Genomic DNA, 24,413 nt, shown 5'->3' with positions numbered 1-24,413 from the left:
ATTAACGCTTGCTGAACTGTTTGCGGCGACGTGCTTTGTGCAGACCGACTTTCTTACGCTCAACAGCACGAGCGTCACGAGTCACCAGGCCAGCTTGTTTCAGAGCTGTCTTCAGTGTTTCGTCGTAGTCGATCAGAGCGCGGGTGATGCCGTGACGGGCAGCACCGGCCTGGCCGCTTTCGCCGCCGCCATGCACGTTGATCTTGATGTCGAACGATTCAACATGGTTGGTCAGCACCAGAGGCTGACGCACAATCATGCGACCCGTTTCGCGAGCAAAGTATTCGTCAACAGGCTTGCCGTTGACTACGATTTGGCCCGAACCTTTTTTGATGAAGACACGAGCGACGGAGGTCTTGCGACGGCCCGTACCGTAATTCCAGTTACCGATCATGACCTATCCTTAGATGTCCAGAGTTTTAGGCTGTTGAGCACTATGAGGATGCTCGGCACCAGCGTAAACCTTCAGTTTCTTGGCCATGGCGTAGCCCAGAGGGCCTTTTGGCAACATACCCTTGACGGCCTTTTCGATGGCACGGCCTGGGAAGCGCTCTTGCATGGTTTGGAAGTTGGTTTCGTAAATACCGCCTGGGTAGTTCGAGTGACGATAGTACTTCTTATCCTGTGCCTTGTTACCGGTCACGGCAATGTCAGCAGCGTTGATGATAATGATGTAATCGCCGGTATCAACGTGAGGGGTATATTCGGGTTTGTGCTTACCACGCAAACGGCGTGCGACTTCGCTGGCCACACGACCAAGGACTTTGCCTTTAGCGTCAATCACAAACCAGTCACGTTTGACTTCAAGCGGCTTGGCCACGAAGGTCTTCATGATGGTTCCTAAATATTAAAATTCTGGGTCAAAGCAACATGCCTGGCCCATACAATCCACCCGCTTTTTCAAGCCGGGCAGCTCTACCTGACCCTGCCAAGGCGTTATATTCCGCCCGTGCATTTCTGCCAAATAGCTCGCCATAATAACATAAATAGTGGATAACACTAGGGTTTTGCACAAAAACACAGGTTTTTTGCCACAAACAGGAGCTCTCTCATAGAGGGGAAGCCCATAAAAAACCCCTGCTTTCCAAGTGGAAAACAGGGGTTAACAAAACTGGCCTGTGGAACCGGAGCAGACTGCCCTGCCCGGTCCCAACTACAGAGATCAGCCTTTTTTCTGGTTTGCCAGAGCAATGCCCAGGTAGTTGTCGTAAGAACCTTCGGCCACACGGAACCAAGGCACAATCGCGTCACGGAAGCCCATGTAGTCGTCGTGAATCTTCTTGAACATGGGATCCTTGTCGCAGAATTCCTTGTACAGAATGTTGGAGGTCTTGAAGGACTCGTCCATCACGTCGCGCGGGAAGGATTTCAGGACAGCTCCGCTGGCGATCAGGCGACGCAGTGCGCCTGGGCTTTGGGCATCGTACTGACAAATCATGCGCTCGCCCGCAGCACGCGAAGCAATTTCAATCAGGGACTGGTATTGCTTGGGCAGTGCATTGAAAGCAGCGTCGTTCACATACAGCGACACCTGGGCCGAACCTTCCCACCAACCGGGGTAGTAGTAGTATTTGGCCACTTTCTGGAAGCCCAGTTTTTCGTCATCCACAGGACCGACGAATTCCACGGCGTCCAGCGTACCTTTTTCCAGCGATGGGTAAATATCGCCTGGAGGAACTTGCTGAGGCACCACGCCCATGCGGGCCAGCACTTCGCCAGCAAAACCGGCCGTACGCATCTTCAGACCTTTCAGGTCTTCCAGAGAGTTGATTTCCTTGCGGTACCAACCGCCCATCTGGGTGCCCGTGTTACCGAAAGCGAAGTTGACGATGTTGCGAGTGGCAAACAACTCACGCAGCAGCTTGGTACCGTTGCCTTCCTGCATCCAGGCATTCATCTGACGAGCATTCAGACCAAATGGCACCGCTGTGTCAAAGCTGAAAGAAGGATCTTTACCGTAGTAGTAATACGAGGCCGTCTGACCGCACTCCACCGTGCCATTGCTGACTGCATCCATCACACCAAAACCGGGGACGATTTCACCAGCTGGGTACAGACGGATGTTGAAGTTGCCGTCCGAGGCCTCTTCCACCATCTTGCAAAACGACTGGGCTGTCGAAAACAGAGCCGGGGTAGCGGGACCGTAAGTCGATGTCAGCTTCCAATTAACCTTGGGATTGCTTTGGGCAATAGCAGGAGCAGCAATAGCGGCGGTACTGGCTACGGCGCCAAGACCTGCCTTTTTCAGAAACGAGCGACGCTGCATGAATAACCTCCTTGTGGGTATTCGGTAACTGGGAAATATTTTTATGCTATGGATAGTACACTGGCGCGCCCCGAATGGGGGGCTGGGAAAGCCCGGATTATCCCGCAAATCCGGCCCTATATTGTCGGGTCTTTGATCTGAAACACCTGAACGGCGCTCCATAGAGAACGGCCTGAGTCGGAAGCAACTCCGAACTCAGGCCGTAAACATCTGTTTATTGAGCGCCCTCTTGCCCGTGGCAAGGCATAAGGGGGCTAAACCGGTTTTCCAGACAGCAGAAATCAGGAACCGGCCACCGACATCTGCTCGATCAGGATGGAACCCGTACGCTTGGAGCCAGCCGCAAAGGTATCAGCACCCACGGCCACAATCTGCGCGAACATCTCGGCCAGATTGCCCGCAATCGTTACTTCTTCCACGGCGTGCTGAATGCGGCCATTTTCCACCCAGTAGCCGAAGGCACCACGCGAGTAGTCGCCGGTCAGGTAATTGATACCCTGGCCGATCAGCTCGGTTACCAGCAGACCACGGTCCATTTTCTTCAACATGGCATCCAGGTCGTCCTCGGGACGAGTCAGGCGCGAGCTCAGCAGCAAATTGTGCGAACCACCGGCATTCCCCGTAGAAGGCATGCCCAGTTTGCGGCCTGCGTAGGAAGACAGAAAATAGCCTTTCAGCTCGCCGCCACGCACTACATCACGGTCGCAGGTACGCACCCCTTCCGAGTCAAACGGTGCACTGCCCATGGCGGCAGCCAGATGCGGACGCTCCAGCACGTCAATGTGCTTGGCCATGACAGACTTGCCCAAAGAATCCAGCAGGAAGCTGGTTTTGCGATACAGGGCCGAGCCACTGGTGGCCTGCACCAGAGAGCCGATCAAGCCCACAGCCAGCGGGGCTTCAAACAACACCGGATAGCGGCCGGTCGGAATACGGCGGGCCGACAGGCGCGACAAAGTGCGCTCGGCCGCATAACGCCCAACCGACTCGGGGCTGGCCAGGCGGGAAGGGTCACGCGAGCTGCTGTACCAGTAGTCGCGGTGCATATTGTCGCCCTTGCCGGCAATGGGGCTGACGCTGAGCGAGTGACGGCTATAGGGGTAGCCCCCAAGAAAGCCGCGGCTGTTACCCATCACAAAATGCCCTTCCAGCGTATCGACCGACGCGCCTTCGGAATTACTGATCAGAGGACTCAACTCCAGCGCAGCCTGCTCGGCACGAATCGCCAGTTTGGCGGCCTGATCCGCGTCCAGCAGCCAGGGATGGTGCAGGTGCAGATCGGGATAGCTTTGCGCCAGCATGTCTTTTTCAGGCAGCCCAGCAAAAGGATCTTCAGCGGTGTAGCGGGCAATATGCCAGGCGGCTTCCACCGTTTCACGCAGCGCCTTGATCGAAAAGTCCGACGTGGAGGCCGAGCCACTGCGCTGGCCTGCAAACACGGTCACACCCAAGGAGCGGTCTTGCGTCTGCTCTACCGTTTCCAGTTCCATCTGGCGCACAGAGACGGCCAGACCTTTGTTTTCTGAAATATCGACGGCAGCATCACTGGCGCCCAGTTTTTTGGCATGCCGCAGCGCTTCATCCACCAATTCACAAAACTGGAACTGATTGGCACTGATCGACAATTGGGAAATAGTTGGATGACTCATTGCTACTCTTTGAGGGTTAGGCGGTTATCATAGCCAATTGGCGACAATCTTTGCTATTTCACTTCTTATGGCCCGTCCACGCACTGAAATCGATGAAAACGGTTACGACCGCCCCAGCAAATCGCAGGTAAAACGCGAAATGCACGCTCTGCTCGACCTGGGAAAACGCCTGATTGAGCTCTCGGACGACCGACTCAAACAACTTGATCTGGGCGAGCCCTTGATGGCTGCCATCAAGGATGCCAAGCGCATCAGCCCGACGGCCCGCGAAGGACGCCGCCGTCAAATCCACTACGTGGGCAAGCTGATGCGCAATGTGGAGCCCGAACCGATCCTGAAACAACTGGACGTCTGGGAAAACGGCTCCAAGGAAGACACCCGTGCCATGCACAGGCTGGAAGCGCTACGCGACCTGTTGTTGCGTGATGACGACGCTCTGACCGAATTCATGAATGAATTTTCCGGCGCCGATATCCAGCAATTGCGCACCCTGATTCGTGCCGCACGCAAAGAAGCCGAGAAAAATTCCACACTGGTACAAGGCCAAGACCCACAGCGCAAGCACTACCGCGCCCTGTACCAGTACATCAAGACCTTGGTAGATCTTTCGGAGTCCGCATGAACCCTCTGCTTGAGTCGATTGAGATTGAAACCGGTGCCAACCCTCAGCACGCCGTTATCTGGCTGCATGGCTTAGGCGCTGACGGCCACGATTTCGCCCCTATCGTGCCAGAGCTGGGCCTGCAAAACGCCCCCGCTATTCGTTTCATTTTCCCGCACGCCCCCATCCAGCCCGTTACCATCAATGGCGGCATGGCCATGCGTTCCTGGTACGACATTTATGTGGCGGACCTGGTGCGCCACGAGGACGAAAGCGGCCTGCGCCAATCGCAGATCGAAGTGCAGAACCTGATTGCCCGCGAAAACGCTCGCGGCATTCCCACGGAAAATATTGTTCTGGCCGGTTTCTCGCAAGGCTGTGCCATGACGCTGCAAACCGGCTTGCGCTTGCCAGAGCGTCTGGCTGGCATGCTCTGCCTGTCCGGTTACCTGCCTTTGGCGACAGCGGTGGAAAAAGAACGTCATCAGGCCAATCAGAACACGCCTATATTCATGGCGCATGGCAGCATGGACCCGGTCGTGCCTCTGACACGTGCCGAAGCCAGCCGTCAGCAACTGGAAGCCATGGGCTATCAGGTGCAATGGAATGTCTACCCCATGCCCCACGCTGTTTGCCCGGAAGAAATCAGCGCGATTGGCCACTTCCTGAAACAGGTACTGCGCTAATCAGAGCACAAGACAAAAAAACGCCGCTGCAATCACAGCGGCGTTTCTTATTCAGCTTTTCATTGATAGATCCGAGCAATACGCTCTTGCCAGGTCTTTTCCCGAACCTGCACCCCATCCTCTTTCAGCACCCGCGTGAAAGTCAGGTAGAAATACGACTCGTCGGACTCGATCCGAGCCTGGGCTGACATATCAATCTCCCGCCCCTTGATCGTAAAGACATTGCGCCGATCACCCTGATAGCGCGCCTTGGCAGGCGTAGCATCATTGACCTCCCAGCGATACATCTCCTCGGAGCGGTACAAATTGTCATGCAGCACCCAGCTAAGCTCATTGCTGGTGGTGAACGTCGAATCGCCCGTAGCTTCATTACGAACACTGCTGAACACGGGGCCATCCCCGTCAATAGTGCGGCCGAAAGGAGCCGCTTCACTCGCCTGGGGTGGCGACATGACGCAAGCCTGCGTACCCTGCTCCCGCACAGGCACCACGGGCAGGTCTACCCAGGTATCCGCACCCGGAAACAGACTGGTGACACCCGGCGTCGGGCTGGGCCAGACCATGGGGAACTGCGCATTGCTCACCGCCAGGCGGATACGATGGCCCGGCTTGAAACGCCACGTAGTGAAGTGAATGGAGGTTTCCAAATTGGTGGCCTTACCCGGCACCAAGGGCTGTGGTTCCAGACGCGAGATACGCTGGGAAGGGTTGATGATTGCCCCGCTGACCAAAGAAACCTGCCCATTCGGGGCCACATCCTCCAGTCGCACAGTCCATTGATAGAAAGGCGCATCAGCCGCGACCTTCAGACGTACCTTAGGCATACCCATGATTTCCATGGCATCGCTCAAGGGCGCGGAGTCATACACCAGGCTATGTGCATCATCGGCAGCCATATCGCCCGTTTGCTCACCCCACCAGCCACCACCAGCCAAACCCGCTCCAGCCTTGTAACGCAAGGTCTGAGCCAAACCGGAGGCAGGAGAAATAGCAGCCAGCTGGTGTCCGGCCTGAGGATGCAGACGTTGAGTCCGCGCGCCTTCCACCGGCCATTGCGGATCACAGCGCCAATAACCGGGCACGCTGGTCCGATCGGTAGCGGGAGCATGGCCGGTACGCATGAAGGCCATCCGACGCGGTTCATCCAGAATTCCGGTATCTATGTCTTTAAGCCAGTAGTCCCACCAGCGCACCGCCTTCTCGCGCCACTCATAATTCGGGCCAGGCACGCCATATTCTGGCCAGGCGTGGTTCCAGGGCCCCATTTCCACAATTACAGGCGCTTTCGAGGTTCGACTGACATCCAGCGCAAAATCACGATAGCCATCCAGCAAGCCACCAATCAAATAGGCCGGGACTTCCAAAGGCTGCTTTTTGAAGGCCAGGGACTCGGCACGCCAGAAATCGCCATCCTGTTGTTGACGCAGCCAGGTAAAAATCCAGGGCTCGCGGTCAAAACGGTTCTTGAAATACTCCTGGTCAATCCGATAATCCGGGCTTTGCGGCATGGCGTTATCGGTATCAATCTGGTGCGCATAGGAGTCAATATGCAAGGCACCATCAATATAGTGAACGTCGTTGTAAAACAGATCGGTAGAACCGTGCGCCGCGATAATGGCCTTGAGTGCTGGCGGTTTTCTGTGAGCCGTCATCAAGGAGTTGAAGGCGCTCCAGGACAGGCCGTACATACCCACCTTGCCATTGGACCAGCTCTTGCGAGACAACTGATCGATCAGCTCCTCGGCATCGGCAATCTCGGCAGCGGAATACTCGCTGACAGGGACAGGGCCAGAGCTGCCTCCTGTGCCACGCACATCAACCCGCGCCAGCACATAGCCCCGCTTGGCAAAATAAGAGCCGTACTCGTAGTCACCCAGCGCGAAGAAGTCGTCCTTGCGATAAGGCAGCATCTCCAGAATGACCGGGAAGGTTTCACCCGGTGTTTTAGCCGATGGCCGATAATACGTCACCGCCAAGCGCACACCATCGCGCATTTCCAGGCTGTCGTTCTCCATGGAGAACTCGTAATGGTTTTTTTCAGGTGGCATCGCTGTCTGCCCGGAGCAAGCCAGCAGGCCGCCTATCAAGAACAAGCCCAGCACCCAGCGCTGCAAAGCAGCCAGATTCAATCGCATCATTGTGTCCCCGGTATGTGGCGCCGTCGGTGGTGGGCACCATCCATTGATGCGGCGGCAGCCAGCAATCCAGCGCTGTACTGCCTGCCATCACGAGTGCATCATAGTCCCGCCACCGTTGAGTGAATCGGGACATCAGGGGAACAATTAAACGGGTATTTACCTGACAAGCAGACAGGCCTGCCTGTGCCTAATCCGAGCGACGGGTCTCACCCAGATCCAGCCAGACACGACGCATGCTGGGATCTTCCGGGTCCGCATCGTTCTGAAAGCCCAGACGCTTCATCAGAGCTTGCATAGGCGCATTGGAGGCCAGCACATAGCCGTCGATGTAGGTCAGCCCCTGCTCGGCGGCAGCCTGTATCAGCGCCTCCATCAGGATGACTCCCAGACCACGCCGCTGCCAGGCATCCCCGATAACCAGGGCGTACTCCGCCCCCCGACCATCACCATTACGAAGATAGTGGGCAAAGCCAATAATCTCGTCACGGGGATGGTTACGGTTATCTGGATTGGGCGAACGCACGGTAGCGATCAGCGCCAGCTCCCGGTCGTAGTCAATGCGGGTGTAGCGCGACAACATGCGTGGAGTCAGCTCTCGCAGCATGGACACAAAGCGCATGTAGCGACTTTCATCCGACAGGCCACGCATAAAGGTCTGCAAGGCCTCGGCGTCCTCGGGACGTATAGGGCGCAAGGTCCAGCGCTGCCCATCCTTGAACTGACGCCGCTCAATCATGTGACGCGGATAGGGATGAATCGCCATGTGGCGATAGCCAGCCGTTTCAGGCAGTACCAGCATGGACTGCTTGCTCAGGGAAATGGAAATGCTCTTGATGTACAGACTGTTCTCGCCCGCCATGATGGGGTCCAGCACCACACGGCGCACGCCGGGCAACTCGCTCATCAAATCCGAAAGACGCTCCAGCACCTGCAACAGCTGCGTCAACACCAAAGGCGTCAATTGCGAGGACAGGCTCTTGCGCCACAAGGGACTACGCTCCACCAACTGGCGCGCCAGATAGCGGTTCAGCGGTGGCAGTTCTACCGCCGGATAGGATGAGGAAAGCCAATCCGCGTGATCGGCCCCACCAAAGACAGCGTAAGGGCCCAACTTGTCGTCGGTCTCAAAACGCAGACCCATGGGCGGGACATCGGGATCAGGCTCACCCTGATCGTGCGTCACACGCAAGTCGACAACAGGCACGTGGAAGTAGCGCAACAGATCGCGGCACTCCTGCTCGCTAGCCTCGCGGCGCTCGCTTTGAATCTGGCGTACCAGTTCTCGGGCAGGCTCTACCTCTGGCAAGGTGCCCAGCGGCAAAGGTGGCAAGGTTTGCTGCGACAAGTGCTGGTTATAGTGATAGCGAGCCAGCAGGTCAAAGGCATTGGCCGCCGTGTCCGGGGTACGGAACGCCGGTGTCCCCACCCCATCCAGCAGGTGACGCAGGGGCCGCATATCCGCATCCCCAATCAAGCAGGTAATGATGGGCTTGCGAGCACTGGCCGACAACATGGCCAACTCACGCGATACCGCCGGCATATCGGCCAAGGGGTCCGGTGTCAGCAAGACCAGCACCCCGTCAATTTCCTTGTCATCCAGCAAGGTGGAAATAACCGAGTCGATGCGCATGGGCGTCAGTGGTACATAAGTGACCACCGGGTTCTGAACCTGGTCGCCAGGAGCCAGCAGATTATCCAGCGCCCGCTGGGTAGAGGGCGATAGCTCCGGGCAGGTCACCGCGGCATCCGAACCCAGTACATCCAAAGCCATCTGCGCGGCCCCATTCCCATTGGAGAACAAGGCAATACGCCGCCCTTTGGGACGGCGGGTGTAAACCAGCACTTTCAGGGCCGAGAACAGTTGCACAAAATAACGAATGCGCACCGCCCCCACACGCCGCATCAAGGCATTGAAGACCGCCTCGTGGGCCTCGCCCTGCTGACGCTGACCGCCTACTTTCAGGACCACCACAGGTTTGACGGCCGCCACGGCGTGCAAGGCACTGGTGAAACGACGAGAAGCAGGTGTGTGCTCCAGATACAGCGCAATACTGTCCGTGCGCGGGTCCATGGCCAGATATTCAAGCACCTCGGGCACGTCGATAACGGCCTCGTCCCCGACCGACACAATGGCGGAGAAACCCAGGCTGACATCTTCAGCCCAGTCCATCAAGGCCGAGGTGATGGAGCGCGACTGAGACACCAAGGCCACACGGCCCGCCAGAGCCATTTGCGGCTCGTGACTTAAATTGAGGCCCAGATGCGGCCGTTGTATCCCGAAGGCACGCGGCCCCAGCACCAGACAATTATTGATACGGGCCCAGGAGCGCGCATACACCATGTCTTCCATAGGATCGCGGGAGGCCAGATTGGAGGGCAGCAACAGAACCACACGTGGCTTATGCACCCGGATGGCATCCAGGGCCTGTGGCAAACGCACCGGCTCGATACACACCAGCGCCAGATCCAGGCGCTGTGTATCGGTCAGTCCTTCCAGACGATCGGGCACCAGCACTTGCGTGGCTGTAATCCGTGCCTGCGTGATCCGCCCAGCCAATCGGGCTGGCATCTCGTTGATCAGGGGCAAAGGCAAGGTGGACACGACCAACACCGAACGGGGCTCAAACAATGCTGTCAGACGATGCCTTAGGGCTGCCATGATTGTTCCGCCATAAGAAAACCACACACCAAAATAATGAATTCTCCCATCTTAAGCACAGCCGTCTACAAATAAAAGAGACTTGGCTGGCTATCTCTGTCTTGCATCATGCAGCCGGTTTTTATCCTGAGGCGGGCCATTCATATACTTTCGTATAGCAACCATACGCCAATGCCTGGGCAAAACGGGCGCAAAGCCAGTCGCAAAGCGGCTTGCAGGTCGTAAAATAACACCCGTTCGGAAAGCAGGACCTTTCGTTCTCTCTGACAGGAAAAAACACACTATGTCCAGCGACGACAGTCGAAGAAAGATGCTGCACAGGCCCCTCAGACACTACTGACCCACCGGGTTGTCTGCTGATGTGGCTTGCGCAGCACGATCAGGAGTCAACCATGCACCGCATTATTCATTCTGGACCGATCCGGGCCCTGACCTCGTCGGGTTCGCCTCTTGCCACACCTTGCCCTCGCGAGCGTGCTGTTCCCGGCCGCCGCCCCGCTATTGCCTGGCGTATCAACACGGCCAGTCGCAAACCAGAAATTCACTGGATTGCAGACAGTGACAAACCACCCTCAGCGCGAGTCTGGCGCTGCACCTTGCCCAGCCACTAAACGCTGGCCTGACGCTTACTAAATCCGCTTGTTCTTATCTTTAGTTTGCCGACTCTCAAACCGGTCGGCAGGACCTGCTGTGTCCATCTTTTGGGATGGACAGCACCGTCACGCCTGTACACCAGGAGCATTACATGAGCATTCAACAACATCGTCCGCCACTGCGCTCAGCGGACTACGACGCCAAGCTGCGCACGGCCACCGAAACCGGGCTTAGCCTGGAGACAACCCTGGCCTCTGTACAAGCCAATCTGAATGGCCTGACCGACGCCGAAGCCTTGAGCCGCCTGACCGAATACGGCCCTAACGAGGTCGCCCGGGACAAGCCCGCCCACGCCTTGATTCAATTGGCGCTGGCCTTTAAAAATCCCTTTATTGCGGTCCTGATGGTGCTGGCCGCCGTCAGCGCTGTCACCGACATCATCTTGCCCATGCGCTCGGGCGAAGACGTGGACTACACCGGCGTGCTGATTATTGTGGTCATGGTCACCTTGAGCGGCCTGCTGCGTTTCTGGCAGGAGTACCGTTCCGGCAAAGCTGCCCAGGCTCTGAAAGCCATGGTTCGTACCACCGCCAGCGTACAACGACGCTCTACCGTGTCCAGCGCTACGGTCATGCGCGAAATCCCCATGAGCCAGATCGTGCCCGGCGATATTGTGCGCCTGTCGGCTGGGGACATGATCCCGGCAGACCTGCGCCTGATAGAGTCCCGCGACTTGTTCGTCAGCCAGGCCGCCCTGACAGGTGAAGCCCTGCCTGTTGAAAAGTACGATGTCTTTAGCGCCGTCAGCAGCAAGAGTGCCTCTGCTTCCAGTTCCCAGGCTGGTGTGCTGGAACAGAACAATATGTGCTTTATGGGCACCAACGTGGTCAGCGGTACGGCCACGGCAGTGGTTGTGGCCACCGGTGCCAAGACCTATTTCGGCTCGCTGGCCAAAGCCATTGTCGGCTCGCGCGCCGAAACTTCTTTTGACCGGGGCGTTAACAGCGTCAGCTGGCTGCTGATTCGCTTCATGCTGGTCATGGTGCCCATCGTGCTGCTGATCAACGGCTTCTCCAAAGGCGACTGGACCGAAGCATTCCTGTTCGCACTGGCCGTTGCCGTCGGTTTGACCCCTGAAATGCTGCCCATGATTGTGTCCTCCAACCTGGCCAAGGGCGCGGTGGCCATGGCCAAGAACAAGGTGGTGGTCAAACGTCTGAACGCGATCCAGAACTTTGGTGCCATGGACGTGCTGTGTACTGACAAGACCGGCACCCTGACACAAGATCGCATCATTCTGGAACACCATCTGGGTCTGGATGATCGCAATAGCCCTCGCATTCTGGAACTGGCTCTGCTCAACAGCCTGCACCAAAGCGGCGTGAAGAACCTGATGGATCAGGCGGTACTGCGCTTTGCAGAAAAAACACCCTCTGCCCTGCAAGCCATCGGCTCCTACCGCAAGATCGACGAACTGCCTTTTGATTTTGTGCGTCGTCGCCTATCAGTTGTCGTGCAAAATCCGCAAGGCGAGCAGCTCATGGTCTGCAAGGGGGCGGTGGAGGAAATGCTCAGCATTGCCACCCACGTACAAGACGGTGACCAGCGCTTGCCACTGGATACCGAGCAACGTGCCCGTTTGCTGAAAATGGCCTACCGCTATAACTCGGACGGCTTCCGTGTCTTGCTGATTGCCACTCGCCGTATTCCTGTCGAACAGGCCAAGAACCGTTACGAAGCCCAGGATGAACGCGAGATGACGGTACAAGGCTTGCTGACCTTCCTGGACCCACCCAAGGAAAGTGCTGCCCAAGCCATTGCCGCCCTGACCGAACACGGTGTAGCCGTGAAAGTGCTGACCGGCGATAACGAAATCATTACCGCAAAAATCTGCCGTGAAGTGGGCCTGGAGCCCGGCAAGCCTTTGCTCGGACCTGAAATCGAGCTGATGCAAGACCCCGATCTGCGTTGCGCTGTCGAGCGCCACTCGGTTTTTGCCAAGCTCACGCCCCTGCAAAAATCACGTGTGCTCAAAGCGCTGCAAGCCAATGGTCACACCGTCGGTTTTCTGGGGGATGGCATCAACGACGCCCCCGCCCTGCGCGATGCCGACGTGGGGATTTCAGTGGATAGCGGCACGGATATTGCCAAGGAATCGGCAGACATCATCCTGCTGGAAAAGAACCTGCTGGTTCTGGAAGAAGGCGTGATCAAAGGCCGCGAGACCTTTGGCAACATCATCAAGTACCTGAACATGACAGCCAGCTCCAACTTTGGCAATGTGTTCTCGGTGCTGGTGGCCAGTGCGTTCATCCCCTTCCTGCCCATGTTGGCGATCCACTTGCTGATTCAGAACCTGCTCTACGATATCTCCCAGCTGGCTTTGCCCTGGGACCGCATGGACAAGGACTTTCTACGCAAACCGCGTAAATGGGATGCCAAGAATATTGGCCGCTTCATGATCTGGATTGGCCCGACCTCATCCATCTTCGACATCACCACCTTTGTCCTGATGTGGTACGTGTTTGGCGCCAATACGCCCGAACTGCAATCGCTGTTCCAGTCCGGCTGGTTTATTGAAGGCTTGCTCTCGCAGACACTGGTTGTTCACATGCTGCGTACGCAAAAGATCCCCTTCATCCAAAGCACCGCAGCCCTGCCTGTGATGCTGATGACCTTCCTGATTGCCGCTATTGGTATTTATCTGCCCTTCTCGGGCGTCGGTGCACTGGTTGGCCTGCAGCCTTTGCCTTGGGAATACTTCCCATGGCTGGTCGGCACCTTGCTGGCTTACTGCCTGGTCGCACAGGGTATGAAAATGCTGTACATCCGCCGCTTTGGCCAGTGGTTCTAAGTCTGACAGGCCTGGACTCCCGGAGCTCCTTTCGGGAGCCCAGGCCTTAACGCACATTCTGAAAGAACCTCGGGTATATGATGGCCACACGACAGACACCATCCTGCAGCCTGGCCCATACACGAAAGATATGACACCACCCCTTCGCTTCCTATCGAGCAAAACCTACCGAGCCTTGGCCCTGACCGGTATCTGTATTTTGATGGCGCTGGTCTTCATTGCCGATACCGTCACCAACTACGCGATCGCCGCTGCGGTCTTTCACACCCCGCTGCTGCTGATAGCGATTCGTTTTTTGTCGGCACGGCAAGTTGTTGCCCTGACTACCATCAGCATGGTGCTGACCGTGGTCAGTTTTCTGCTGACCCGCTCGGGCGACTACGACGTGGGCCTGGTCAATACCGGCATCAGTATTATTGCCATCGCGATCACCTCGTATCTGGGGCTGAAGCTCAAGTCTGTACAGGCAGCGGCTCATGAGACACGCGAGCATTTGCTGCGACTGTCCCGTTTGACTACCCTGGGCCAGCTCAGCACCTCGATTGCCCATGAAGTCAGCCAGCCTTTGGCCGCCATCAACAGCAGCGCGGGCGCCTGTCAGCGCTGGCTGGAAGCCTCGCCCCCTAATGTCGAGAAGGCACAGGCTGCCGCGCAGCGTATTGTGTACGACGCCCAGCGCGCCAAGGATGTGCTGGATCGGGTACGCAGCATTACCCGTAACGAAGCCCCCACCAGCAGCGCGTTTGATTTGAATCTGGCTCTGACCGAACTGCTTAGCCTGTCCGGTGGCGAGATGCGACGTCAGCATATTGATCTGCGTCTGGCCTTGCAGTCCGATCTGCCCCAGGTCTTTGCCGACCGGGTTCAGATTCAGCAGGTGATGGCCAATTTGCTGCTCAATGCCATTGAAGCCCTGTCCCCTCCCTCGGACTATCATGCGGCTCATATCACCATAGAAACCAGCGTTTTGCCCGGCGACAAGCCGCAAGCCAACAAGGTGCTGTTTTCCATCAAGGATAATGGTCCCGGCTTGTCGGGCACGCAGCTGTCCCAATTGTTTGATACCTTCTGGACCACCAAGGCAAGCGGCCTGGGCCTGGGCCTGACCATCAGCCGCACCATTATTGATGCCAATAACGGCCATATCTGGGCCACTGACCAAGCCGATGGCGGTGCTGCCTTTCATTTCACCTTACCTTTGGCGCCATGACAGAAAATCTGGATTCCTCTCTGAACACGCCCACCGTCTACATCATTGATGATGACCCGTCCGTTCGCGCTGCCCTGGACGATTTGCTGGCCAGCGTAGGCTTGAACGCGCTGAGCTTTGCCTCTACACGAGACTTTCTGGCGCATCCTTTATCTGATGCCCCTGCCTGTCTGGTGCTGGATGTGCGCATGCCCGAGCAAAGCGGCACGGATTTTCATTTGCAGATGGAATCGCGCGGGCTGCATATGCCGGTCATCTTTATTACTGGCCACGGCGATATTCATATGGCGGTCAAGGCCATCAAGCATGGTGCCTGGGATTTTCTGACCAAGCCTTTTGTAGATCAGGCCCTGATTGATGCCGTGCAGTCGGCTCTGGCTGCTGATGCGCAGCGCAAGGAAGAAGCCAGAACCCGGCTGACTTTGCAGCAACGCTGGGACAGCCTGAACGCCGGCGAGCGCGATGTCTTTGAGCGGGTGGTGCAAGGCCTGCTGAACAAACAGATCGCGGCCGAGCTGGATGTGAAGGAAGTGACGGTCAAAGTTCGCCGCGCCCGCGTGATGCAAAAAATGCAAGCCGGGTCGCTGGCGGAACTGGTGCGCCAGTTCGATCAACTCAATACAGAAAGCGGCCATTAGGACAGTTCTACGCGGCGGTTCTTTCCTAGTTGGCGTGCTGGGTTAAAATACGCAGATTCGGTCCCGTATGCGGGCTTCCCAAGGTCAAGGCCACACACAAGTTATGAGCACGTCTACTTCCAACGTCATCCGCACCCGTTTTGCCCCCTCGCCCACTGGTTATCTGCACCTGGGCGGCGCGCGCACTGCACTGTTCTCCTGGGCCTTTGCCCGTCATCATCAAGGCACTTTTGTGCTGCGTATTGAGGATACGGATCTGGAGCGTTCCACCCCCGAGGCGGTGCAAGGCATTCTGGATGGTATGCAATGGTTGGGCCTGGATGCGGACGAAGGTCCGTTCTACCAGATGCAGCGCATGGATCGTTACCGCGAGGTCATCGCCCAGTTGCTGAAAGACGGCCATGCCTATTACTGCTACAGCAGCCCCGAGGAAGTGGAAGCCATGCGCGAAAAAGCGCGTGTTCAGGGTTTGAAGCCTCGTTATGACGGTACCTGGCGTCCTGAGGCTGGCAAGCAATTGCCTGCCATCCCGGCTGATCGCAAGCCTGTAGTTCGTTTCAAGAGCCCCCAGTCCGGCGCAACCAGCTGGGACGATATGGTGAAGGGCCGCATCAGCTTTGATAACAGCGAGCTGGACGATCTGGTCATTGCCCGCCCGGATGGCACGCCTACATACAACTTCTGCGTGGTGGTGGACGATTGGGACATGGCAATCACTCATGTGATTCGCGGTGACGATCACGTGAACAACACGCCACGTCAAATTGTGATTTTGCAGGCTTTGGGCGCGACTTTGCCTGAGTACGGTCACGTGCCCATGATTCTGGGCCCTGATGGCGAGAAGCTGTCCAAACGTCATGGTGCGGTCAGCATCATGGATTACGACAAGGACGGTTATCTGCCTGAGGCCATGATCAATTATCTGGCTCGTTTGGGCTGGAGTCACGGTGATGACGAGCTGTTCACTCGCGAGCAATTGGTGGAATGGTTTGATACGCGCAGTCTGAGCAAGTCGGCTTCGCAGTGGGATCCCAAGAAGTTGAACTGGGTGAACGCCCATTACATCAAGGCCAGCGACAATGCGGATCTGGCCGAGCGTGTGGCTCCCCGTATTGAGGCCTTGGGTGGCAAGACGGATGGTCAGGATTTGCCCGGCATCATGGGTTTGTTGAAAGACCGTGCCGAGACCTTGAATCAGCTGGCTGAAGGTGCTTTGCTGTTCTGCCGTCCTTTCGAGCCCGCCAGCGATGAGCTGATGGCCGAGGTATTGACGCCGGAGGCGCGTGTTTTGCTGCGTGATTTTGCCAGCAAGGCGATTAGCTTGCCGCAGTGGAATACGGAGAATCTGGCTGCTTTGATCAAGCAGGTTCTGGCGGATCACGAGGTGAAAATGCCCAAGCTGGCTATTCCTTTGCGGGTGGCTGTGACGGGGCAGAAGCAGACGCCTGCGGTGGATGCGGTGCTGGCTTTGGTTGGACGCGACAAGGTGTTGGGACGTTTGGCTGGGCTGTAAGCGTTATAGCTAAGGCTTACATAAAGGGCATCTCATTCGAGATGCCCTTCTTTTTGCTTGGTACCCTGACATCGGCTCGATGGCTCGTCTATCGACGTTAAACCTGCATACCACCTAAGGCCGACTCCAACGCCACTTGCCCGATGCTCTTTGGCTCCGGCGAGCCAGGTTACTTCGTTGCAAGCAGTTGGCTCATATCAAACAGCCGCATTCAGGTGGCTGATTTCAATTGTCGCTTCGCCCTTATCGCTACTGGCCCAGACCGTGCCGTCCTGAACATTCAGATTGATGGTCATGCCACGCTCGGCCAGGGCGGCTAAGGCGTCAGTCCCGGCGGTATCCAGCGCATAGACCTGTATATTGCGGGCGCGGCTGATCTTGTCCTTGATGCCACTCCACCAGACGGAGACATTGCGGCCATAGGCCAGCACCGTCACCTTGTCAGCACGGCCACTGGCTTTGATCAGACGTCTATCGTCCGGCAGGCCTACCTCCAGCCAATGCAGCAAATTGCCGCCCAGATCATGTTCCCACAAGGCGGGCTCGTCCGAGTCGCTTAGCCCGCGCGAAAAGCTCAAGGCTTCGTCCGCTTGCGCATACAAACCGTAAGCCAACAAACGCACCATCAGACGCTCTTCGGTCTCGGAGGGGTGACGGGCCAGCGTCAGGGTATGACTGCCGTAGTAGGCCCGGTCGTTATCGGCCACATTAAGTTCAGCTTTATAAATCGTCGCGCGCAGAGCCATGGAGCGTCCAGCAAAAGAAACAGACAAAAAACTGGCCGCCCCCAGGACGGCCAGGAATCATTCAAGCAAGCAGAGATCAGAATGGCAGGCGGTAGCCAGGCGACATTCTGGTCAAGCGATAGGTGGTACCACTTTGGTCACGCAGCACCAGATTGCGGGCTGTCAGGCTGACGATGTTGTAGTGGTTTTCATAAATCGGGTCGCCCGGTTCGGTTGTGACCCCATTGGATTCTTGCGTGCTGATTTGCAAGTCGTTGCCCTTGCGCACCCAGCACCCGCTTTCGTTCAAGCCTTGCGAAGGCTTGTTGGGGCGCTTGACCTGTTCGGTGTACGCCATGGAGCCGTCAGTTTGCAAGGTGAACAAGGTACGCAGCTCGCCAACCACGCCTTTCTGGCGGTGCTTGCTTAGCCAGTTACCAGCCAGTTGGTCCCCCGCCGCAGCAGGCTGACATGCAGGATGGACAGGCTTGGCAGCCGCTTGTGCAGCAGGCTCGGGAGCCGGCGCCTTGACCGCGCAGGCGCTTAAAAACACAGTAGCCAGCACAGCAACCCAGGAAGTGCGTCGCAAGATATTCGCCTTCGTCATAAAACCCCGTCCTTCATGCGTACATACCGACCCACCACAGGCCGGCGAATCCTGATTATTCTACCCGAAGGCGCTTGTATTACCCCATAACAAGATGCTTCAAAGTGGCAAAGGCAGTCGGGTCACGTTTTTGATTTCACGCATGGCCACAATCGTACGGGTTTGACGCACGCCCGGCATATTGAACAGAAAGCGATGCAGGAAATCGTCGTAGGACTCCGCGCTGGGCACCATGATCTTGAGCAGAAAATCCGCATCGCCAGTCACGGCGTGGCATTCCAGAATCTCGGGCGCATCGCGCACGGCACGAATGAAGTTATCGACTATTTCACCCGAGTGACGGTCCAGACTGATCTGGGTAAACATGCAACTTTGCAGTCCCACCTGACGGCGATCCACGCGCGCATAATAGCCTTGGATAACCTTGTTTTTTTCCAGATTTTTGATGCGCCGCCACACGGGCGCAGTGGACAAACCCACCTGCTCGGAGACCTGCTGAGCCGAGGCTCGGCCATCCAGCTGCAAGGCATCCAATATTTTTAAGTCAGTTTTATCCATATTTGAATATTTACGAAATGAACATTTCAAAGAATAGGGAATACACGCAACTATAACGCAAAAAAAAGCGAGGGCAGACTCTCTATCATGATCTCTATCTGGAGGTTTCATCATGACGCAGTCCGTCGACACTCAATACAAGCTAAGCGACAACCTGACCGCACAATCAGGACGCATCTTTTTAACTGGCACACAGGCCCTGGTGCGCATGTTGCTGACCCAGGCTCGCCTGGATAAAGAACACGGTTTGAACACCGCCGGTTTTGTCTCCGGCTACCGTGGTTCGCCGCTGGGTGGCGTGGACATGATCATGTGGAAGGCCCAGAAGTATCTGGACCAGGCCAAGGTCCGTTTCCAACCCGCTATTAACGAAGACCTGGCCGCCTCCATGATTATGGGCACCCAGCAAGCTGGCGAGCGTGCCGACCGTACCGTCGATGGCGTGTTCTCCATGTGGTATGGCAAGGGCCCCGGTGTAGACCGCGCGGGCGATGCCTTGCACCACGGCCATGCTGCCGGTGCCTCCCAACACGGTGGCGTCCTGATGATTGTGGGTGATGATCACGTGGCCTCGTCCTCGTCCATTCCCCACGCCAGCGAACAATCCCTGATCGCCTGGGGCATCCCGGTAGTCAACCCCAGCTCGGTTGAAGAATACGAACGCTTTGGTATCTGGGCCTGGGCCTTGTCGCGTTACTCCGGCTCCTGGGTGGCCTTCAAAGCCATTACCGAAACCGTGGAAAGCGGCCGCTCTTTCGAGATTGCCCCTCTGGATGATCTGGCCCCGGCCTTGGCCGACAAGCAAGGCGGCAAACACCCTTACGACCCGAGCAAATTCCTGACCCCTTCCATGGAAGGTACGCTGGACGCCCGCCTGGATAGCGTGCGTGAATTTGCGCACAAGTACAGCCTGGACCGCGTGCTGGAAGCGGCACCTGATGCGCGTATCGGTATTGTGTCCACCGGCAAAGCCACACTGGATACGCTGGACGCGCTGCAACAGCTCAGCGGTCTGGATAATCTGCCCGCCATTCGCCATCTGAAAATTGGTTTGAGCTGGCCTGTTAACCCGCAATCGCTGAACGATTTTATTGAAGGCCTGGACCACGTTCTGGTCATTGAAGAAAAGGGCCCAATCATTGAAGACCAGTTAAAGAATCTGCTCTTTAACCGTGCCCAGCGCCCTACGGTGTCTGGCAAGCGCGATATCGAAAATGAAGTGCTGATCCCTGCCGATGGCCAGCTCAGCCCTGCCCGTGTGGCCGTGGGTCTGCGTCGCTGGCTGGGCCATCACGCCAATGTACAGTTGCCTGCCTGTACGGTGCAAAACCTGGCACCGATTGATACCAATGGTCTGACTCGTCGCCCCTACTTCTGTTCGGGCTGTCCGCACAATACTTCCACCAAAGTACCCGAAGGCAGCCAGGCTATGGCGGGTGTGGGTTGCCACTACATGGCGACCTGGATGGACCGCAAAACCCGTGGACTGACTCAAATGGGTGGCGAAGGCACGGACTGGGTGGGCCTGTCGCCCTTCATCCAGACCGGCCACATGTTCCAGAACATGGGTGAAGGCACGTATTTCCACTCCGGCTATCTGGCGATTCGTCAGGCCATTGCCGCGGGTGCCAACATTACCTACAAGATTCTGTTCAACGATGCGGTTGCCATGACAGGCGGTCAGCCGGTTGACGGCCCGATATCTGTGCCTCGCATTTGTCAGCAGACCATTGGTGAAGGTGCGCGTCGTGTGGTCATCACCACCGATGAGCCAGAACGCTATCGCGGTGTCAGCCTGCCTGCCGGTGTGGACGTTCATCACCGTCGCGAGCTGGATCGTTTGCAGCGCGAACTGCGCGAGATCCCCGGCGTCACCATTTTGATTCACGACCAGACCTGTGCGGCTGAAAAGCGCCGTCGTCGTAAAAAGAACGAGTACCCCGATCCTGCTCGTCGCCTCTTTATCAATAAGGCGGTCTGCGAAGGCTGTGGGGATTGCGGCGTGCAATCGAACTGCTTGTCTTTGGTGCCTGCTGAAACGCCCGAAGGCCGCAAGCGCCAGATCGACCAGTCCAGCTGTAATAAGGACTACTCCTGCGTGGACGGTTTCTGCCCCAGCTTTGTGTCGGTGATGGGCGGTGCCCTGCGCCGTGGTGATCAAAACGGTCAGGCCGATATGAAGGCCCAGTTGCTGGCCAAGTTGGACACGCTGCCGCAGCCCAATATTCAAGCCAAGGACTGCAATGTGATTGTGGCCGGTGTAGGTGGTACCGGCGTGATCACTATTGGTGCGGTGCTCTCCATGGCGGTACACCTGGAAGGTCGCTCCAGCTCCGTGCTGGACATGACTGGCCTGGCACAAAAAGGCGGCACCGTCATCAGCCACATCCGTCTATCTGCCAATAAAGAGAACACGGGTGCGGTGCGTGTCGATCCCGGCCAAGCCGACCTGGCGATCTTGTGCGACGTGGTGGCCGCCGCTCACCCCAATGCCCTTTCCTGCCTGCGTCCTGGTCATACCCACGCCATCATCAACGAATATCTGGCTCCCACGGCCGAGTTCACCCGCAACCCGGATGCCCCTTTGGATGCCCAGCACTTGCTGAGCCAACTGAAGACCACCGCTGGCGAAAACCAGGTGCGCTCTTTCAATGCTCACCAGGCTGCCACCCTGCTGTTTGGCGATAGCCTGTTGTCCAATATGCTCTTGATGGGCATGGCTTGGCAGCAAGGTTCCATGCCCGTTAGCAGTGCGGCTGTTGAACAGGCTATCCGCCTGAACGGTGTGGCGATTCAAGCCAACCTGGATGCCTTCCATTTGGGTCGCGTGTTGGCTCACGATGAAAAAGCACTGGCCAGCCTCCTGGCTCCAGCCGCTCAGGTCGTAACCTTGCAGCGCCGCGAAACACTGGAACAAATCATGCAGCGCTGCACCAGCAGCCTGGAGCAATACCAGAACGCCGCTTATGCCCAGCGCTTCACCAGCACCATCACTGCGCTGCGCGAAGCCGAGCAGAAACTGCGTCCGGGTCAGCGTCCTGCCTTGACTGAAAAAGCCGCACGCAGCTTGTACAAGCTGATGGCCTACAAGGATGAGTACGAAGTGGCCCGCCTGTTCAGCTCGCCCGCTTTCCGCCAGGATCTGGAGCAGCAATTTGAAGGTGACTTCTCCTTGCGCTTTCACTTCGCACCACCTTTGCTGGCGCGCCGTGATCCATCTACCGGCCGCCCGCGCAAGATCACATTGGGCCCACGCACCGCCACCTTGCTACGTTGGATGGCGAAAGGCAAAGGTCTGCGCAACACGGTGCTGGATCCATTTGGCTACACCCATGAGCGTCGTATGGAACGTCGCTTCTGGCGCGAATATCAGAGCCTGCTCAACAGCTTGAGCAAGAACCTGAATCAAGCCAACTACGCCACAGCGTTGGAACTGGCCGAGCTGCCCCAACAATTGCGCGGCTTCGGTCCCGTGAAAATGGAATCGGCCAAGAAGTATGAAGCCCGCTTTGCCGAGTTGTCGCAGCAGTTGAAAAACACTGGCCCGGAAATTCAGGCAGTTCCCGCCTGAGCCTTGCCCGCTGCGACTTTTGAAACGATTAACCTGCCCTTTCAGCCCTGCTTATGCAGGGCTTTTTTTTGGTTTGAACAGACATTGAAAACCGCAGCTCAGTCGTGAATTGAAGTCCGTTTTCAAACCGCTTTTCCATGCTTAACACAGGTCTTTCAAAGCATGAAAAGGCCATGCAATCGATCCAGCAATGCGTCAAAAATCAGAGACTTGGATGCGACTATGGGCCGATTGCACGTGTCCAGAACGCAACTTATTTGAGACAGCAGACACCGATTCCTAATTCCATAAGCCCCAAGCCATGATTAATGCTTGACTGTGTAGGGGCTTGCGTTAGACTTCTAAGCGTATAAGGTATCGACCTTAAACGCCTGCGTCATTTGAAAAAGGCCATTGCAGTTTTCCAGGCCAGGTCAAATGGGTGTGGACAAACTAAAGACTTGTTCTCAAGGAGCATGATCATGGCAACAGCCAAGAAAGGCGCAGCAAAAGCAGCAAGCACAAAAGCCGTTAGCCCCAAAAAAGCAACGCCAGCAAAAGCAGCCGCAGCACCCGTAAAAGCTACTGCTACCAAGACCAGTCCCAGCAGCAAAACCGCTGCCCCCAAGTCCCCCGCTAAAACCACCGCTACCAAGACCAGCAAGGCTGCTGTAAAAGCCCCTGCCAAGTCTGCAAGCAGCGCATCTGCCAAGAAAACGGCTGCGAAAAAAACAGCGGTAAAGAAAGCCACTCCAGCAAAAACCACGGCTGTTAAAGCCGCTGCGACCAAGACAAGCACCGCTAAAACCGTAGCCAAAAAAGCAGCTGTTAAAAAGACAGTCGCTAAAAAGGCGGTAGCCAAGAAAGCCGTTGCCAAAAAGGCCGTCGCTAAAAAAGCGGTAGCCAAGAAGACGGTGGCAAAGAAAGTGGTTGCCAAAAAAACGGTAGCTAAAAAAGCAGCTGCGCCCAAAACGGCCAGTGCCAAACCCGCTACCACCAAACCTGCTGCCACCGCTGCCGCAAAAAAACCGGCCAGCACCAAGGCAAGCAAACCCGTGGCCAAAAAAGCCACCCCCAACAAAGCGGCAGCGAAACCTGCCACCAAAACCGGCACCAAAGCAGTTGTAAAGACCGCGGCTAAAAAAGCCAGTCCTGCTACCAGTGCCAAGAAACCCGTAGCTCCAAAGAAGAAAGAAGTTAAATCCGTGACCGCAGAAACCAAGACCCCAAAGACCAGCACAACGACTAACGCCACCGCTAAAGCAGGCAATAAAACAGCGGCTCGCAAAGCGACCAAAACAGCAGCAGCGCCTGCTGAACCTCGCCGCGAAGATGTCAATCCTGCTGGCTCCTGGCCCTTCCCAACAGGCAAGCGTCCTTAAGCACACGCTACTTTTATGTTTCTCCCCAAAGAGCCACCCTGATCAGGGTGGCTCTTTGGTTTGTAGCACTTGCATGCGACAATTCCCTCTCCCATCAATTCATACCAAGCAACTATGTTCAGTGAAGTCGCCCTCTTCCTAATCCATATTGTTCTGTCGCTGCTGGGCACGATTTTGCTACTGCGTGCCTGGGTGTATGCGCTCAGAATCCATCCCTTCAACCCTTATTCGCAAGCTATGTTCAAGGTCACGGACTGGCTGGTCATGCCTTTGCGCCGTGTCATTAAAAGTGGCAACCATTGGGACTGGACCTCTTTGTTCGCCGCCTGGCTTAGCGCCCTGGTATACCTGGTTTTGAGCGCCATGGTACTGACCGGATCGGTGTCCATGCTCTCGAACTTCCCCATGTTCTTGCTGGCAGCCGTCTTCACCGTTCTGCGCTGGACCTTGAGCCTGATCTTCTGGGTGGTCCTGCTGCAAGCGCTGCTATCCTGGATTCAGCCACAATCGCCCAGCATGCCCTTGCTGCGTTCCATTACAGCCCCCTTGCTGGACCCGATCCGTCGCGTCTTGCCTGACCTGGGTGGTCTGGATTTGTCGCCGCTGGTCGTCCTGCTGTTGACTCAAGTGCTCAATATGGTCATCACGCGCACCGCTTTCAGTCTGGTACCAATCTAAGCGCGGCGGACTGTACACATGGAAAACCTGGGCATAGCCCAGGTTTTTTTTTATGCTGAATTCAAGAGCAAGAATCAGGGTGTCTTGTGCGAAAGTGGACCTTAT

Annotated in this window: 19 protein-coding genes; 10 read left to right on the top strand and 9 right to left on the bottom strand. The window is 56.7% G+C overall.

Annotation, left to right across the window (positions count from 1 at the left end):
* Nucleotide 1 precedes the first annotated feature (1 nt).
* The 4 genes from rpsI to pmbA all read right to left on the bottom strand — a co-directional run bounded on the left by rpsI (nucleotide 2) and on the right by pmbA (nucleotide 3,915).
* On the bottom strand, nucleotides 2-394 hold the full coding sequence (gene rpsI, locus M2Q46_RS15435; protein WP_026484385.1) for a 30S ribosomal protein S9: 393 nt from the start codon (nucleotides 392-394) through the stop codon (nucleotides 2-4).
* A 9-nt stretch (nucleotides 395-403) separates the two neighbouring features.
* Nucleotides 404-832: a 50S ribosomal protein L13 gene (gene rplM, locus M2Q46_RS15430; protein ID WP_003801836.1), complete on the bottom strand. Its 429-nt coding sequence runs from the start codon at nucleotides 830-832 to the stop codon at nucleotides 404-406.
* A gap of 330 nt (nucleotides 833-1,162) precedes the next feature.
* The gene (locus tag M2Q46_RS15425) at nucleotides 1,163-2,266 is read right to left on the bottom strand and encodes a TRAP transporter substrate-binding protein (protein WP_026484386.1); all 1,104 of its coding nucleotides are present in this window, start codon (nucleotides 2,264-2,266) and stop codon (nucleotides 1,163-1,165) included.
* Between the two features lie 281 nt (nucleotides 2,267-2,547).
* Nucleotides 2,548-3,915, bottom strand: coding sequence for a metalloprotease PmbA (pmbA, locus tag M2Q46_RS15420; RefSeq protein WP_026484387.1), 1,368 nt, complete (start codon nucleotides 3,913-3,915; stop codon nucleotides 2,548-2,550).
* Between the two features lie 67 nt (nucleotides 3,916-3,982).
* Between pmbA and yjgA the strand changes: the two genes are divergently transcribed.
* On the top strand, nucleotides 3,983-4,537 hold the full coding sequence (gene yjgA, locus M2Q46_RS15415; protein WP_009460660.1) for a ribosome biogenesis factor YjgA: 555 nt from the start codon (nucleotides 3,983-3,985) through the stop codon (nucleotides 4,535-4,537).
* Complete coding sequence (locus M2Q46_RS15410) at nucleotides 4,534-5,202, top strand: alpha/beta hydrolase (RefSeq protein WP_022983590.1); 669 nt, start codon at nucleotides 4,534-4,536, stop codon at nucleotides 5,200-5,202. Before yjgA ends, M2Q46_RS15410 begins: the two co-directional genes overlap by 4 nt.
* Nucleotides 5,203-5,261: 59 nt before the next feature.
* Here the strand turns inward: M2Q46_RS15410 and M2Q46_RS15405 are convergent, their stop codons facing one another.
* Both M2Q46_RS15405 and M2Q46_RS15400 read right to left on the bottom strand, forming a co-directional pair.
* Nucleotides 5,262-7,340, bottom strand: a complete 2,079-nt coding sequence (locus tag M2Q46_RS15405; RefSeq protein ID WP_302357591.1) for a CocE/NonD family hydrolase — start codon at nucleotides 7,338-7,340, stop codon at nucleotides 5,262-5,264.
* 187 nt (nucleotides 7,341-7,527) lie between these two features.
* Nucleotides 7,528-9,999: a GNAT family N-acetyltransferase gene (locus M2Q46_RS15400; protein WP_060186673.1), complete on the bottom strand. Its 2,472-nt coding sequence runs from the start codon at nucleotides 9,997-9,999 to the stop codon at nucleotides 7,528-7,530.
* Nucleotides 10,000-10,391: 392 nt separating this feature from the next.
* Between M2Q46_RS15400 and M2Q46_RS15395 the strand changes: the two genes are divergently transcribed.
* From M2Q46_RS15395 to gltX, 5 genes are all read left to right on the top strand, one after another.
* Nucleotides 10,392-10,610 carry a hypothetical protein gene (locus tag M2Q46_RS15395; protein ID WP_083054633.1) on the top strand — a complete coding sequence of 73 codons (219 nt, stop codon included), beginning with the start codon at nucleotides 10,392-10,394 and terminating at the stop codon, nucleotides 10,608-10,610.
* A 134-nt stretch (nucleotides 10,611-10,744) separates the two neighbouring features.
* A complete protein-coding gene (gene mgtA, locus M2Q46_RS15390; protein WP_302357590.1) occupies nucleotides 10,745-13,447 on the top strand; it encodes a magnesium-translocating P-type ATPase in 2,703 nt (900 codons plus the stop codon).
* 130 nt (nucleotides 13,448-13,577) lie between these two features.
* Entirely contained in the window at nucleotides 13,578-14,657 is a 1,080-nt protein-coding gene (locus tag M2Q46_RS15385; protein ID WP_035270490.1) for a sensor histidine kinase, read from the top strand.
* On the top strand, nucleotides 14,654-15,295 hold the full coding sequence (locus tag M2Q46_RS15380) for a response regulator transcription factor (protein ID WP_009460643.1): 642 nt from the start codon (nucleotides 14,654-14,656) through the stop codon (nucleotides 15,293-15,295). Before M2Q46_RS15385 ends, M2Q46_RS15380 begins: the two co-directional genes overlap by 4 nt.
* A gap of 103 nt (nucleotides 15,296-15,398) precedes the next feature.
* On the top strand, nucleotides 15,399-16,808 hold the full coding sequence (gene gltX / locus M2Q46_RS15375; protein ID WP_009460641.1) for a glutamate--tRNA ligase: 1,410 nt from the start codon (nucleotides 15,399-15,401) through the stop codon (nucleotides 16,806-16,808).
* A gap of 197 nt (nucleotides 16,809-17,005) precedes the next feature.
* On the opposite strand, the gene M2Q46_RS15370 is transcribed toward gltX, so the two are convergent.
* The 3 genes from M2Q46_RS15370 to M2Q46_RS15360 all read right to left on the bottom strand — a co-directional run bounded on the left by M2Q46_RS15370 (nucleotide 17,006) and on the right by M2Q46_RS15360 (nucleotide 18,698).
* Nucleotides 17,006-17,554, bottom strand: coding sequence for a YaeQ family protein (locus tag M2Q46_RS15370; protein WP_009460639.1), 549 nt, complete (start codon nucleotides 17,552-17,554; stop codon nucleotides 17,006-17,008).
* A gap of 76 nt (nucleotides 17,555-17,630) precedes the next feature.
* Nucleotides 17,631-18,140, bottom strand: coding sequence for a hypothetical protein (locus tag M2Q46_RS15365; RefSeq protein WP_026484394.1), 510 nt, complete (start codon nucleotides 18,138-18,140; stop codon nucleotides 17,631-17,633).
* A 99-nt stretch (nucleotides 18,141-18,239) separates the two neighbouring features.
* On the bottom strand, nucleotides 18,240-18,698 hold the full coding sequence (locus M2Q46_RS15360; protein WP_009460635.1) for an Lrp/AsnC family transcriptional regulator: 459 nt from the start codon (nucleotides 18,696-18,698) through the stop codon (nucleotides 18,240-18,242).
* 112 nt (nucleotides 18,699-18,810) lie between these two features.
* Between M2Q46_RS15360 and M2Q46_RS15355 the strand changes: the two genes are divergently transcribed.
* From M2Q46_RS15355 to M2Q46_RS15345, 3 genes are all read left to right on the top strand, one after another.
* A complete protein-coding gene (locus tag M2Q46_RS15355; protein WP_239054671.1) occupies nucleotides 18,811-22,269 on the top strand; it encodes an indolepyruvate ferredoxin oxidoreductase family protein in 3,459 nt (1,152 codons plus the stop codon).
* A gap of 461 nt (nucleotides 22,270-22,730) precedes the next feature.
* Complete coding sequence (locus M2Q46_RS15350; protein WP_239055700.1) at nucleotides 22,731-23,630, top strand: histone H1-like repetitive region-containing protein; 900 nt, start codon at nucleotides 22,731-22,733, stop codon at nucleotides 23,628-23,630.
* Between the two features lie 114 nt (nucleotides 23,631-23,744).
* Nucleotides 23,745-24,308, top strand: a complete 564-nt coding sequence (locus M2Q46_RS15345) for a YggT family protein (protein WP_009460629.1) — start codon at nucleotides 23,745-23,747, stop codon at nucleotides 24,306-24,308.
* Nucleotides 24,309-24,413 lie beyond the last annotated feature (105 nt).

The sequence above is a fragment of the Alcaligenes sp. YSL9 genome, assembly GCF_030515105.1.
Taxonomy (GTDB): Bacteria; Pseudomonadota; Gammaproteobacteria; order Burkholderiales; family Burkholderiaceae_B; genus Alcaligenes; species Alcaligenes phenolicus.
The sequence above is the reverse complement of the archived record's forward strand: the minus strand, read 5'-3'. Positions and strand labels throughout refer to the sequence as shown.